Origin of the sequence: Nocardioides sp. Root682 (genome assembly GCF_001427795.1) — a bacterium.
Classification (GTDB): Bacteria; Actinomycetota; Actinomycetes; order Propionibacteriales; family Nocardioidaceae; genus Nocardioides.
In genome coordinates this window covers 40,527-52,436 of sequence record NZ_LMHJ01000006.1, presented here as the reverse complement: position 1 = coordinate 52,436, position 11,910 = coordinate 40,527, and the positions used below count along the sequence as shown (strand labels likewise).

General features: G+C 69.6%; 13 protein-coding genes. 8 read left to right on the top strand and 5 right to left on the bottom strand.

The genetic code is table 11. The features are described 5' to 3' along the window. On the top strand, positions 1-781 hold a 781-nt coding region (locus tag ASD84_RS24565; protein WP_162251593.1), incomplete at its 5' end, for an HNH endonuclease signature motif containing protein. Between the two features lie 400 nt (positions 782-1,181). Here the strand turns inward: ASD84_RS24565 and ASD84_RS24560 are convergent. Continuing rightward, positions 1,182-1,682, bottom strand: coding sequence for a hypothetical protein (locus ASD84_RS24560; protein WP_056717028.1), 501 nt, complete (start codon positions 1,680-1,682; stop codon positions 1,182-1,184). Between the two features lie 4 nt (positions 1,683-1,686). Beyond that, entirely contained in the window at positions 1,687-1,974 is a 288-nt protein-coding gene (locus ASD84_RS24555; RefSeq protein ID WP_056717041.1) for a DUF1330 domain-containing protein, read from the bottom strand. A gap of 33 nt (positions 1,975-2,007) precedes the next feature. Between ASD84_RS24555 and ASD84_RS24550 the strand changes: the two genes are divergently transcribed. From ASD84_RS24550 to era, 5 genes are read left to right on the top strand one after another with little or no spacing between them, the layout of a single operon-like run. After that, positions 2,008-2,352, top strand: a complete 345-nt coding sequence (locus ASD84_RS24550) for a hypothetical protein (protein WP_056717025.1) — start codon at positions 2,008-2,010, stop codon at positions 2,350-2,352. Between the two features lie 36 nt (positions 2,353-2,388). Continuing rightward, a complete protein-coding gene (locus tag ASD84_RS24545; RefSeq protein ID WP_056717023.1) occupies positions 2,389-3,768 on the top strand; it encodes an FAD-binding oxidoreductase in 1,380 nt (459 codons plus the stop codon). 20 nt (positions 3,769-3,788) lie between these two features. Next, a complete protein-coding gene (locus ASD84_RS24540; RefSeq protein WP_321164052.1) occupies positions 3,789-5,066 on the top strand; it encodes a cyclopropane-fatty-acyl-phospholipid synthase family protein in 1,278 nt (425 codons plus the stop codon). A gap of 31 nt (positions 5,067-5,097) precedes the next feature. Beyond that, on the top strand, positions 5,098-5,871 hold the full coding sequence (locus ASD84_RS24535) for a siderophore-interacting protein (protein ID WP_056717019.1): 774 nt from the start codon (positions 5,098-5,100) through the stop codon (positions 5,869-5,871). Continuing rightward, entirely contained in the window at positions 5,868-6,899 is a 1,032-nt protein-coding gene (gene era, locus ASD84_RS24530) for a GTPase Era (RefSeq protein ID WP_414858613.1), read from the top strand. The genes ASD84_RS24535 and era overlap by 4 nt, the downstream gene beginning before the upstream one ends. A 2-nt stretch (positions 6,900-6,901) precedes the next feature. Here era and ASD84_RS24525 read toward each other — a convergent pair whose 3' ends face one another. From ASD84_RS24525 to ASD84_RS24515, 3 genes are read right to left on the bottom strand one after another with little or no spacing between them, the layout of a single operon-like run. Further along, positions 6,902-7,747, bottom strand: coding sequence for a septum formation family protein (locus ASD84_RS24525; RefSeq protein ID WP_056717017.1), 846 nt, complete (start codon positions 7,745-7,747; stop codon positions 6,902-6,904). Further along, complete coding sequence (locus tag ASD84_RS24520; protein ID WP_056717014.1) at positions 7,744-8,559, bottom strand: septum formation family protein; 816 nt, start codon at positions 8,557-8,559, stop codon at positions 7,744-7,746. The genes ASD84_RS24525 and ASD84_RS24520 overlap by 4 nt, the downstream gene beginning before the upstream one ends. Positions 8,560-8,575: 16 nt before the next feature. Continuing rightward, a complete protein-coding gene (locus ASD84_RS24515; RefSeq protein WP_082574029.1) occupies positions 8,576-9,085 on the bottom strand; it encodes a flavodoxin family protein in 510 nt (169 codons plus the stop codon). Between the two features lie 188 nt (positions 9,086-9,273). On the opposite strand from ASD84_RS24515, the gene leuA reads away from it, so the two are divergent. Beyond that, positions 9,274-11,022, top strand: a complete 1,749-nt coding sequence (gene leuA / locus ASD84_RS24510) for a 2-isopropylmalate synthase (protein ID WP_056717012.1) — start codon at positions 9,274-9,276, stop codon at positions 11,020-11,022. Positions 11,023-11,024: 2 nt separating this feature from the next. Continuing rightward, on the top strand, positions 11,025-11,897 hold the full coding sequence (locus ASD84_RS24505; RefSeq protein WP_235531209.1) for an alpha/beta fold hydrolase: 873 nt from the start codon (positions 11,025-11,027) through the stop codon (positions 11,895-11,897). Positions 11,898-11,910 lie beyond the last annotated feature (13 nt).

Here is an 11,910-nt window from a genome sequence, read left to right as displayed (position 1 = left end):
CGGCCAGGTCGAGTCCCACAGCCTGATGGACGGCGCCGATGCCCACGACCTCGACCAGGCCCTCACCCGCCGCGCGATCGTCCGAGGCAAGCTGGGTGATACCGATTCGTTCGACGTCCGCCGCTCCAAGGCAGCCGGCGACCTCGCCCGCCAGGACCTCTCCCTGGACCTGCTCTTCGCCGACGAAGAAACCGGTGAAGTCATCGCGCAGTCACCCGGTCGCAAGGTCGTCCTCAACGTCCACATCACCGACACCACCCTCAACGACGACGAGACAGGCAACGAGTCCGAGAACCCGTTCGTGAAGCCCGACCCGAACCCGGTCGCGAATCCGGTGGGGCGGTGGGCCGACAAGCAGGTCCCGATCTCCACGGCGCAGATCAAGGAATGGCTCCGCGCACGCGACACCACCGTCATCGTGCGCCCCGTCATCGACCTCAAGGACTGCGTCCCGGTCGATTCGTACGAGATCCCCGACCGCATCCGCCGCCGAGTCGAACTCAGAGATCACACCTGCCGGTTCCCCGGCTGCCCGAAGCAAGCCACCGCTTGCGACGTCGACCATGCGAAACCCCACGGCCAAGGTGGGCAGACCTGTCCCTGCAATTTGGTTGCCCTGTGTCGACGACATCACCGCGCCAAGACCTTCTCCCGGTGGCGCTACGTGATCGTCCTGCCTGGTTTCTACCTGTGGACCAGCCCCCATGGCCGACACTTCCTCGTCGGACCCGACGGCACCCGAGCCCTCGACCCACCACGCTCACCGGACCCCGGCGAATAGCTCGAGTGCCCAGCACCCCGCTCATCGGCGGGGCCTGTGGCATGCCCGGGGCGCGTCAGTGGCCCTCGCCTGACGCGCGCACATGCCGATGTGAGGCTGATGGGACGGCCGCCGGCCGCGCGGGCTGACGTCTCAGCCTGGTTGGGCGGAATTGGCGTCCGGAATGGCCTGGTCTGCGCCATTTCTGCCCAACCGGTGGAGTGCCATCACCGTCACACGGAGGACCGCACGGATCTGCCGCTGAGCGCGCTTTCCGGCACGCGGCGACCGCACCCAGCGAGCAACTCGGCCGGGGGGCGCCCGCTGTCACGGAGCGACCGCAGGCGAACCCGTGACCGGCGCAGAGCGCCGTGCGATGCGATCTGCGGGCATCGGCGCCGGGCGAATCGCATCTGTGCCGTTAGCTCGACAGCGGCTCGACCGATGCAGCCTTGACGGCCTCGACGAAGAGCGGATGAGCCCTGGTGAGCACCAGGTCGTCACGTCGCACGTGGACGCCCACGGTGTTCCTCGCGGCGTTCAGCACACCCAGCCCGAGTCCGCCCGCGACGAAGGCGCCGCCGACGCCGGCCAACAGCCCGGAGAAGTCGTCTCCGACCGTGGCCGCTGCGACCAGGACAGCAACACCGGCCAGTCCCACGAGCACTGCAAGGCGCCTGTTGCCGCTCCAGCGGTCATGGGCCGCGTGGGAGAACGGCAGCGTCACGCGGTACCGGCGTGAGGTCATCATCGCCGCGAACAGGAAGCCGACGATCGAGCAGAGCAGCAGCAGCGTGACCCACGACGGCGTGGTCTGACCGCGCAGCGTGACGCGTTCGTCGGTGACGCGTCCTGTCTTCACACAGATGTCGAGGTCGACGAGCACGGTGCTGCCCGCCGGCCCCAGGATCACGTCAGCCATGCGCTCAGGCGCCAGGAACGATCCGCAGGTCCCGTGCTGCTCCGCCGTCGAGCGCAGCCAGCGCCTCCTGGTAGGCCTCGGAGTCGTGAGCCGCACGCGCAGCGTCGACGCTCTCGAACTCGATGACGATCGTGCGGGTGTTGAGCCCTGCCTCGTAGACCTGTTCCGGCATGCCCCGGGCGAGGAAACGACCGCCGGCTCCGGTCAGAGCGGGGCCGGCGAGGGCGGCGTACGCCGCGACCTTGTCCGCGTCGTAGACCTCGGGGTACGTGCTGATCCAGTAGGCAGGCATGAGGTCCATCATGCCGTCAGTGATACTCGACCCATGTCCGACCTGTCGTCCGAGGATCAGAAGCTCGTCACGCTTGCCCGCGCCACCCGCGCTCGCATCAACGCTGCGGAGGGTGCAGCGGTGCGTGACACCGACGGACGCACCTACGCTGCGGCGACCGTGGACCTCCCCTCGCTGAAGCTGACCGCCGTCCAGGCGGTGGTGGCGATGGCCGTGGCCTCGGGCTCCACGGGCGTCGACGCCTGCGTCGTCCTCGGGGGCGCGGACGACCTGACCGAGCCCGATGAGGCCGTGCTGCAGGACTTCTCCGGACCCGACGGCGTCGCGATCCACCTGGGCGATGCGCGCGGCATGATCGGGAATTCCTTCACGTCCTGAAACCCGCTCGTCACCACTGCGGGGTAGATTCATGGTGTGACAGATCGCGGCTGGCACCAGCACCAGGACGCCGTTGATCGGCTGTCGTCGTCGTACGCAGCCCTGCCGTCCGGTGCCCCCGTGCGCCTCGCGAAGCGCACCACCAACCTGTTCCGCGCGCGTACGGCGTCCACGGCGCCGGGCCTGGACGTCAGCGGCCTCGACGGCGTGATCGAGGTCCTCGCCGACAGCGAGGACGGACCGGTCGCCGAGGTGCAGGGCATGTGCACCTACGAGTCGCTGGTCGACGCGACTCTCCCGCACGGCCTGGTTCCGTACGTCGTCCCGCAGCTGCGCACCATCACCCTCGGCGGCGCGGTCACCGGTCTGGGCATCGAGTCGACGAGCTTCCGCCTCGGCCTGCCGCACGAGTCGGTGGTCGAGATGGACGTCTTCACCGGCGCCGGCGAGGTCGTCACGACCCGACCCGGCGACGACCTGTTCGACGCCTTCCCGAATTCCTACGGCTCGCTGGGCTACGCCACCCGGCTGCGCATCCGACTGGCCCCCGTGCCGTCCTTCGTCGCTCTCCACCACCTGAAGTTCGACGACGCCGACCTCCTGGTGAAGACGATGAGCGAGATCGCCGCCACCCAGGAGTACGACGGCGAGCCGGTCCACGGACTCGACGGAGTCTCCTTCGGGCCGGGTGAGCACGTGCTGACCATCGCGCGCTGGACCGACGAGCCCGGACCCACGTCCGACTACGCCGGCCAGGACATCTACTTCCGTTCGCTGGAGACGTGCGACCGCGACCGCCTCACCACCTACGACTACCTCTGGCGCTGGGACACCGACTGGTTCTGGTGCTCGGGCGCCTTCGGTGCGCAGGACCCACGGATCCGCCGGTTCTGGCCGCGCCGCCTGCGCCGTTCCGACGTCTACATGCGGCTGCTGCACCTCGACCGGCGGTTCGGGATCGCCGACCGTCTCGACCGCCGCGCCGGCCGACCCCAGCGCGAACGGGTCGTGCAGGACGTCGAGGTGCCGGTCGAGCGGCTGGGGGAGTTCCTCGCCTGGTTCGACGAGGAGATCGGGATGCGCCCCGTCTGGCTGTGCCCCCTGGTCTCGACAGGCTCGACCAACGGGGCCCAGTGGCCGTCGTACCCGCTCGAACCGGGGCGGCTCTACGTCAACGTCGGCTTCTGGGGCACGGTCCACGTCGGTCCCGACGCGACGGACTCCCCACGCAACCGCGCGATCGAGGCCAAGGTGCACGAGCTCGGCGGCCACAAGTCGCTGTACTCCGAGGCCTTCTACGACCGCGAGACCTTTGACGCGCTCTACAACACCACCCACCTGGCGGTGGTGAAGCGCCAGTTCGATCCCGACGACCGCTTGACCACCCTCTACGACAAGGCAGTGAGGAGCCGATGACAATCCGCCAGGCACCAAAGGTGCGCATCCCCGCCCTGACCATCGCCGACGCTTTCGGCATGGTGATCGCCGACGAGCTGCCCCTGCGCTTCACGGCGTACGACGGCAGCTCGATCGGGCCCGACGATGCTCCCTTCCACTTCCACCTCGCCACCGAGCGCGGGCTGTCCTACCTCGTGAGCAGCGTCGACCCGGACCTGGCGCTGGCGCGCGCGTACGTCGCCGGCGACCTGATCCTCGAGGGCGCCCACCCGGGCGATCCCTACCCGATGCTGGTGGCCCTCAAGGAGGGCATCAAGTTCCGCCGGCCGTCGCCGACCGATGCCCTCATGCTGGTGCGGACCCTCGGCCTCAGCCGGTTCCTGCCGCCGCCCCCGCCCCCTCAGGAGGCGCCCGGTCGGGTGCGGCGGGTGATCGACGGCGTGCGGCACAGCCTGGGACGCGACGCCGAAGCGATCAGTCACCACTACGACGTCTCGAACCGGTTCTACGAGCTCGTCCTCGGCCCCTCGATGACCTACACCTGCGCGGTCTATCCGACCGATGACGCCACCCTCGAGGAGGCGCAGTTCGAGAAGTACGACCTGATCGCCCGCAAGCTCGACCTGAAGCCCGGACAGCGCCTGCTCGACGTCGGTTGCGGCTGGGGCGGGATGGTCCGCCACGCGGCGCGCGAGTACGGCGTGAAGGCGCTCGGCGTCACCCTCTCCGAGGAACAGGCGTTCTGGGCGCGGCAGGAGATCAAGCGGCAGCGGCTGGACCACCTTGCGGAGGTGCGCCACCTGGACTACCGGCTGCTCGAGGAGACCGGGTTCGACGCGATCAGCTCGATCGGGCTGACCGAACACATCGGCATCAAGAACTACCCGTCGTACTTCGGCTTCCTGCACGACCGCCTCGCTCCCGAGGGTCGCCTGCTCAACCACTGCATCACCCGCGCCCACAACCGCCCGACCGACACCGGTGCCTTCATCGACCGCTACGTCTTCCCGGACGGCGAGCTGACCGGCTCCGGCACGATCGTCGCCTCGATCGAGGATGCCGGGTTCGAGGTGCAGCACCACGAGAACATCCGCGAGCACTACGCCCGCACCCTCGCTGGCTGGTGCCGCAACCTCGCGGAGAACTGGGACGAGTGCGTTGCCGAGGTCGGGGAGAACACCGCTCGCGTGTGGGGCCTCTACATGGCCGGGTCGCGGTTGTCCTTCGAGCGCAACGAGATCCAGCTCCACCACGTGCTGGCGACGAAGACCAACGGTGAGGGGGCGAGCGGCTACCCGCTGCGGCACCGTTTCTAGTCGAGGCTCCAAACCCCGATAACCTTCGCGGGTGAGCACCAGGGCCCAGCAGTACGACGCCGAAGTGGTCGCGCGCGAGCAGTTGACCCCGCACCTGGTGCGCCTGACCCTGGACGTGCCCGGCTTCGTCTCCACCGGCATCGCCGACGAGTGGGTCGGGCTGATCGTGCCCGGGCAGTTCCAGAGCCGTTACTACACGGTCCGTTCGGTCGAGGACAGCACGCTGGTCCTCGACGTCGTGGTCCACGAGGTCGGGCTGGTCACCGAGTGGGCGCTGACCGACCCGGTCGGACAGCGGGTGACGATCACCGAGGCGAAGGGCTCGTTCCTGCCGCCGGTCGATGCCGCCTGGCTGCTCCTCGTGGGTGACCTGACCGCGCTGCCGGCCATGGCCCGCATCGCCGCGACCCAGGGGGCTTCGCTGCCGACCCGGATCGTGGCCGAGGTGCCGGCCGACTCGCGGATCGAGGGCTACTTCCCCGAGGGGGCCGACGTCACCTGGCAGCCCGGTGACGGCGAGAGCCGTTTGGCCGAGATCGTCGAGGGTCTCGACTGGCCCGAGGGCGACGGCTACTTCTGGATGGCGGGGGAGTCCGCGCAGATGCGGGCGATCCGCAAGCACGTGATGCGCGAGCGCAAGCTCCCCAGCACGCACTACGACGTGATGGGCTACTGGCGGGCGGTGACCCGACGGCAGCCTCGCGCCGTTGATCCCGGTCCGATCTGGCGCGCAGGCAAGGCCGCAGGGAAGTCAGACGACGAGATCTGGGCCGATTACGACGCAGCACAGGGAGCACAGCAATGAGCGACGACTTCGGCGACGAGATCGACACGGACGACGACGAGTTCGACGAGGACTTCGGGGCGCTGCCGCCGCCCGCACCGGCCCCGGCGATGTTCGGCTCCCTCAACCTTCCCGACAACTACCGCAGCGGCTTCGCCTGCTTCGTCGGTCGCCCCAACGTCGGCAAGTCCACGCTGACCAACGCGCTGGTCGGGCAGAAGATCGTGATCACCTCCGACAAGCCGCAGACCACGCGGACCGTGGTGCGTGGCATCGTGCACCGCGCCGACGGTCAGCTCGTGCTCGTCGACACCCCCGGTCTGCACCGGCCCCGGACGTTGCTGGGCGAGCGGCTCAACGACCTGGTGAAGACCACGTGGGCCGAGGTCGACGTGGTCGCGGTCTGCTTCCCGGCCGACGAGAAGATCGGTCCCGGCGACACGTTCCTCGTCAACGAGCTGGCCAAGGTCCGTCGTACGACGAAGATCGCGGTGGTCACCAAGACCGACGTCGCGACGCCCGAGCGCATCGCCGAGCACCTGGGCGACATCGTCGCGCTGGGTGTCGAGACCGGCACCGACTGGGCCGAGATCGTGCCGGTGTCCTCGGTGAGCGGCGACCAGATCGAGCTGCTGGGCAACCTCCTCGTCGCGTTGATGCCCGAGGGCCCGCCGCTCTACCCGGACGGTGACCTCACGGATGCACCCGAGGAGATCCTCGCTGCCGAGCTGATCCGGGAGGCCGCGCTCGAAGGCGTCCGCGACGAGCTCCCGCACTCGATCGCCGTCGTGGTCGAGGAGATGGGCCTGCGCGAGGGCCGCGACGCGGACCGGCCGCTGCTCGACATCCACGCCAACTTGTACGTCGAACGCGACTCACAGAAGGGGATCATGATCGGCCACAAGGGCGCCCGCCTGCGCGAGGTCGGCACCGTTGCCCGCAAGCAGATCGAGGCCCTGCTCGGCACCCCGGTCTACCTCGACCTGCACGTCAAGGTTGCCAAGGACTGGCAGCGCGACCCGCGCCAGTTGCGAAAGCTCGGTTTCTAGCGTTACCCAATCGCCCAGCAGCGGCCGAACTTCTGGCCCATCGACCACTGCTCGGCGGTCGGCCACTCGTAGCCCCACTCGAAGACGAGCGGGTCCTTGGCGGTGTCGGCCGCGGCGTCCTCGCACTGGCCGCGGCCGGCCGCACGGACCTTCTTCTCGCCGGGGTACTTGCCCTCGTCGAAGACCACGACGTCGATGGCACGCCACTTGTGCCGGGCCGAGCAGGGCACGCGTTCGAAGTTCTTCGCATCCGGGGCAGCCGTGCCGCACATGGCGAACCGGTCGCTGACCTTGCGCTTGCCCAGCACGCCCTTGAGGCTGGTCGTGAGCTGGGCGAGGGTCGACGTACCGGCCAGGACGACTGCGTCGCAGCGGTACCACTCGGCGCCCGCGTCGGAGTCCTTGACGGTGGGCGTGAACCACACCGGGCGGATCATGCTGAGACGAAGGCGTTCGCGGGTCCCGCCGACGTACTTGATCAGAGCCTGCGGGCAGGCGCTCGCGACCTGCGCCTGGACCCGCTCGGAGTCCACGGCGACCAGGTGACCGTCGACGACGGCATTGATGGTGCCGACCGCCACGGTCTCGCTCGTGTGGCCGGCGGTGCAGGCCACCGGTCCGATCTCGGAGGTCGGGGCGACGGCGGTCTCGAACGGCAGCGGGTAGCAGGCGCCGGCCTTGGGAGCCGCGGGCGGAGCGGCTGCGACGGTCTGGGTCGCGGTGGGTTCAGCGGCGTCCGGGTCGCCCTTGCCGTCGTCGCCGCTGCAGGCCGTCAGCGTCACCGCCAGGACCAGGACAACCGATCCCAGCAGCCCGCCACGGAGCCGGGCACGCCTGCGACGTGTCACTTGGCGCTCCTCGCCCAGCAGACAGAGCGCCGTATGCCGGCGTCCCACTCGGCACGGTGGAAGAAGGTGAAGCCGTACTCGAACTCCGCGGGGTAGTTCAGCCAGGCCTTGACCGACTGGGCGCAGAAGGACCGGGTGCGGCTCTCCATGACGCGGTCGCCGGGGTACTCGTCCGTCGGCTTGCCGAGCTTGACCGTCGTGACCGCACGCCAGTCGTGCTTCTGTGCGCACGGCACCTTCTCGCCCTCCGCGACCGATGCTCCGCGGGCACAGCTCAACCACGCGTCGTTGGGCCTGCCTGACAGCATCCCCTTCGCGGTCTCCGGGAGCGGTCGGTACTCGGGGCTCGAGGCATTGCCGCCGACGACGTCGCAGCGGTACCAGCGGGCGCCCTTGCCCCAGGCCTTCTCCGAGGGGCGGAACCAGGCCCAGCTGATGGTGGTGCGCAGGACCAGGCTCTCGTCGGCACCGACGAACGCAGCGAACTGCGTGGAGCACGTGGTGTAGGCGTAGGTGGCCAGCTCGGTGTCGTCGTACTCGACGTCGTCGAACGTGGCGGGGAGCTCACCGGTCACGAACGTCTCGGCGGTGTGCTTCTTGGCGCAGTCGATGGTCTCGGTCGCGTTGGCCGGCCGGGCCACGTCATCGGGCGTCAGGTTGCGGCACAGGCCGTTCTCCGGGAGCGCGGTGGCGTCCACGAGGTCGGGGTCGGTGTTGCCGCCCTGGTCCTCGGCGCCGCAGGCCGTGAGCAGGCCACTCGCGAACGTGAGCAGACCGAGCAGGAGTACGGCGACGGCGCGTCGCTGCGTCATCGCGTGGGCTCCCTTCTCATGCGGTCAGCAGTGCCGCGATGGTAGCGCCCAGGGTGTACGCGGCTTCGTTCGCGGCGTCGTCCACCTCGCCGAGGACCCCGAGGACGTCGTACCCCTGCCGCCAGCCGAGCGCACCGACGATCGACTCGACCGAGCGCTGGGCGCCGGTCAGGTCGTAGCGACCGTGCAGCCACAGGCCGTAGGGCCGGCCCGCGGTCGAGCCGGTGGCGTCGCTCGCGTCACCGGGTGCTCCGGTCGGGTCGAGCGAGCCGCCGATGGACAGGAAGGTCGAGTCGAAGAAGTGCTTGAGCGCCCCGCTCATGTAGCCGAAGTTGGCGGTCGTGCCGAGGAGGTAGCCGTCGGCGGCGAGGACGTCCTCGGCCGTCGCCTCCAGCGCAGGTCGTACGACGACCTCAACCCCCGCGCCCGACTGCACCTCCTCGTCGTGCGCGCCGGCGACCACCTGGTCGAGCAACGCCTGCATCGACCGGGTCGGGGAGTGGTGCACGATCAGCAGACTGGCCACGAAACGAGACTAGCCCCGGCCGCAGCGGCGACCGATCCTGTTAGAGTGGGGCGTCATGATGATGCGAGCCCTTCTCCTTAGCGGCCGCAGCGAGGTCCCCGCCTAATCAGGCACAGCCAGCCGGACCCCCTCGTTGCGGAGAGAGAGTCGCGCGCCCGGCGCCCCTGCAAGACCAGCCGAGGAATGTCATGACCCACCGCATCACCATCCCGAACCAGCAGCCGAGCGGGATGCCGTTCGAGCGTTACCGGGCCTTCGAGCCCGTCACCGTGCCGGACCGCACCTGGCCGGACCAGAAGATCACCCGCGCGCCGCGGTGGCTGTCCACCGACCTGCGTGACGGCAACCAAGCGCTCATCGACCCGATGAGTCCCTCGCGCAAGATGAAGATGTTCGAGCTCCTCGTGAAGATGGGCTACAAGGAGATCGAGGTCGGGTTCCCGGCCGCGAGCCAGACCGACTTCGACTTCGTGCGCCAGCTCGTCGAGGGCGACAAGATCCCCGACGACGTCCGGATCTCGGTGCTGACCCAGGCCCGCGAGGACCTGATCGAACGGACCGTTTCGTCGCTCGCCGGCGCCGACAAGGCGACCGTCCACCTCTACAACGCGACCGCCCCGTTGTTCCAGCGGGTGGTGTTCGGCGTGAGCGAGGCCGAGTGCATCGCGATCGCGACCCGCGGCACCGAGTGGGTGATGAAGCACGCCGAGAACCTGCTCGAGGGCACCGACTTCGGCTACCAGTACAGCCCGGAGATCTTCACCCAGACACCCACCGACTTCGCGATCGAGGTGTGCGAGCGGGTCTCTGACGTGTGGCAGCCCGAGGAGGGTCGCGAGATCATCCTCAACCTGCCCGCGACCGTCGAGATGTCGACGCCGAACACCTACGCCGACCAGATCGAGTACTTCTCGCGCCAGCTGAGCCGCCGCGAGCACTCCGCGATCAGCCTGCACCCGCACAACGACCGCGGCACCGCCGTCGCGGCCACCGAGCTGGCGCTGATGGCCGGTGCGGACCGGGTCGAGGGCTGTCTGTTCGGCCACGGCGAGCGCACCGGCAACGTCGACCTGGTCACCCTGGCGATGAACCTGTTCAGCCAAGGCATCGACCCCCAGGTCGACCTGTCCGACATCGACGAGGTCCGCCGCACGGTGGAGTACTGCACGCAGCTGCCTGTGCACCCGCGGCACCCGTACGCCGGTGACCTCGTCTACACCGCGTTCTCCGGCTCGCACCAGGACGCGATCAAGAAGGGTCTGGAGGACCTCGACCGGATCGCTGCCGAGCAGGGCAAGCCGGTCGGCGAGATCCCGTGGGAGGCGCCGTACCTCCCGATCGACCCGAAGGACGTCGGCCGCACCTACGAGGCCGTGATCCGCGTGAACAGCCAGTCCGGCAAGGGCGGCGTCGCCTACGTCCTCAAGGCCGAGCACAGCCTCGACCTGCCGCGGCGCGCACAGATCGAGTTCAGCCGGGTCATCCAGCAGCGCACCGATGCCCAGGGCGGCGAGGTGACGCCGGACGAGATCTGGTCGATCTTCCGCACGGAGTACCTCGACCGCGAGGAGCCCTACAGCCTCGTGGCGTTCTCGTCGACGACCGACCAGGAAGGTGACGACCGCCAGGAAGTCACGATGGTCGTCCGTGGTGAGGAGCAGTCCTTCACGGGGATGGGCAACGGTCCGGTCGCGGCCTTCGTCGACGGCATGCGCCAGGCGGGTGCCGACATCCGGGTCCTCGACTATGCTGAGCACGCCCTCTCCTCAGGAGGCGACGCGGTCGCAGCGGCGTACGTCGAGTGCGAGATCGCCGGCGAGATCGTCTGGGGCATCGGCATCCACCACAACATCGTGACCGCCTCCCTGCGTGCGGTGGTGTGCGCGGCCAACCGGGCCCAGGCCATCACGATTCCGTCGTCCCCGACGGGAGCCTGAGCATGGGTCGCGCCGCGTTGGCCTCGGAGATGGTCGGCCAGTGCTTCATCGAGGGGCCACGCGGACGCGACCGCCTGGAGTTCACCGAGTACGGCGGCGGTGACGCCTGGGTCGTGCTCGTGCCGCCGTTGCTGGTGTCGCGCCGGGTGCACGCCCACGCGGCGCGCGCTCTCGCGTCATCCGGCCTGCACGTCGTCGTGCTCGACCCCCTCGGGCACGGCCGGTCCGACCGTCCCGAGGACCCGCTGTCCTACTCGGTGACCGCGTACGCGGAGCAGGTCGTCGCACTGCTCGACCACATGGGTGCGTCCCGCGCGGTCATCGGTGGCAGCTCGCTCGGTGCGAACGTCGCCCTCGAGGTGGCGGCGATCGCCCCCGAGCGGGTCTCCGGCCTGGTCCTGGACGGTCCGGTGCTCGACAACGCGCTGGCCGTGCAGATGGCGCTGCTGACCCCCGTGCTCCTGGCCGCGCGGTACCTGCCGCTCTCGGTGACGGCGCTGCGGACGGCGACGCGACCGGTTCCGCGCCGGTTGCTGCCGCCGTGGCTCCGGATCGCCCTCGACACGTTCGACCAGCGCCCCGGCGTGGTCGCCGCGGCTGCTCACGGTGTGCTCTTCGGACGGTTCGCCCCCTCGTCGGTCGAGCGCGCGGCGATCACCGCACCGACGCTGGTCCTGGCCCGCTCGGGCGACCCGTTCCACCCGGTCGCCGATGCGGAGCTGCTGGCCGGCGAGATCGCCGGGTCCACGATCGAGCACGCTTCTGCGCCGCTGGAGTGGCGACGCCGCCCCGAGCGGCTCGACCTGGTCGTGACCCGCTTCGCCCGTGAGTGCGCGCGTCCGGGGCTGCGGAACCGTCGTACCCGCTCCTCCTGATCGGTCAGCAGTT

What these genes read in the sequence shown, in the direction of transcription:
- ASD84_RS24560 (WP_056717028.1), bottom strand. Translation starts at nt 1,682, where the DNA reads ATGGCTGACGTGATCCTGGGGCCGGCGGGCAGCACCGTGCTCGTCGAC.
- ASD84_RS24555 (WP_056717041.1), bottom strand. Translation starts at nt 1,974, where the DNA reads ATGCCTGCCTACTGGATCAGCACGTACCCCGAGGTCTACGACGCGGAC.
- ASD84_RS24550 (WP_056717025.1), top strand. Translation starts at nt 2,008, where the DNA reads ATGTCCGACCTGTCGTCCGAGGATCAGAAGCTCGTCACGCTTGCCCGC.
- era (WP_414858613.1), top strand. Translation starts at nt 5,868, where the DNA reads ATGAGCGACGACTTCGGCGACGAGATCGACACGGACGACGACGAGTTC.
- ASD84_RS24520 (WP_056717014.1), bottom strand. Translation starts at nt 8,559, where the DNA reads ATGACGCAGCGACGCGCCGTCGCCGTACTCCTGCTCGGTCTGCTCACG.
- leuA (WP_056717012.1), top strand. Translation starts at nt 9,274, where the DNA reads ATGACCCACCGCATCACCATCCCGAACCAGCAGCCGAGCGGGATGCCG.
- ASD84_RS24505 (WP_235531209.1), top strand. Translation starts at nt 11,025, where the DNA reads ATGGGTCGCGCCGCGTTGGCCTCGGAGATGGTCGGCCAGTGCTTCATC.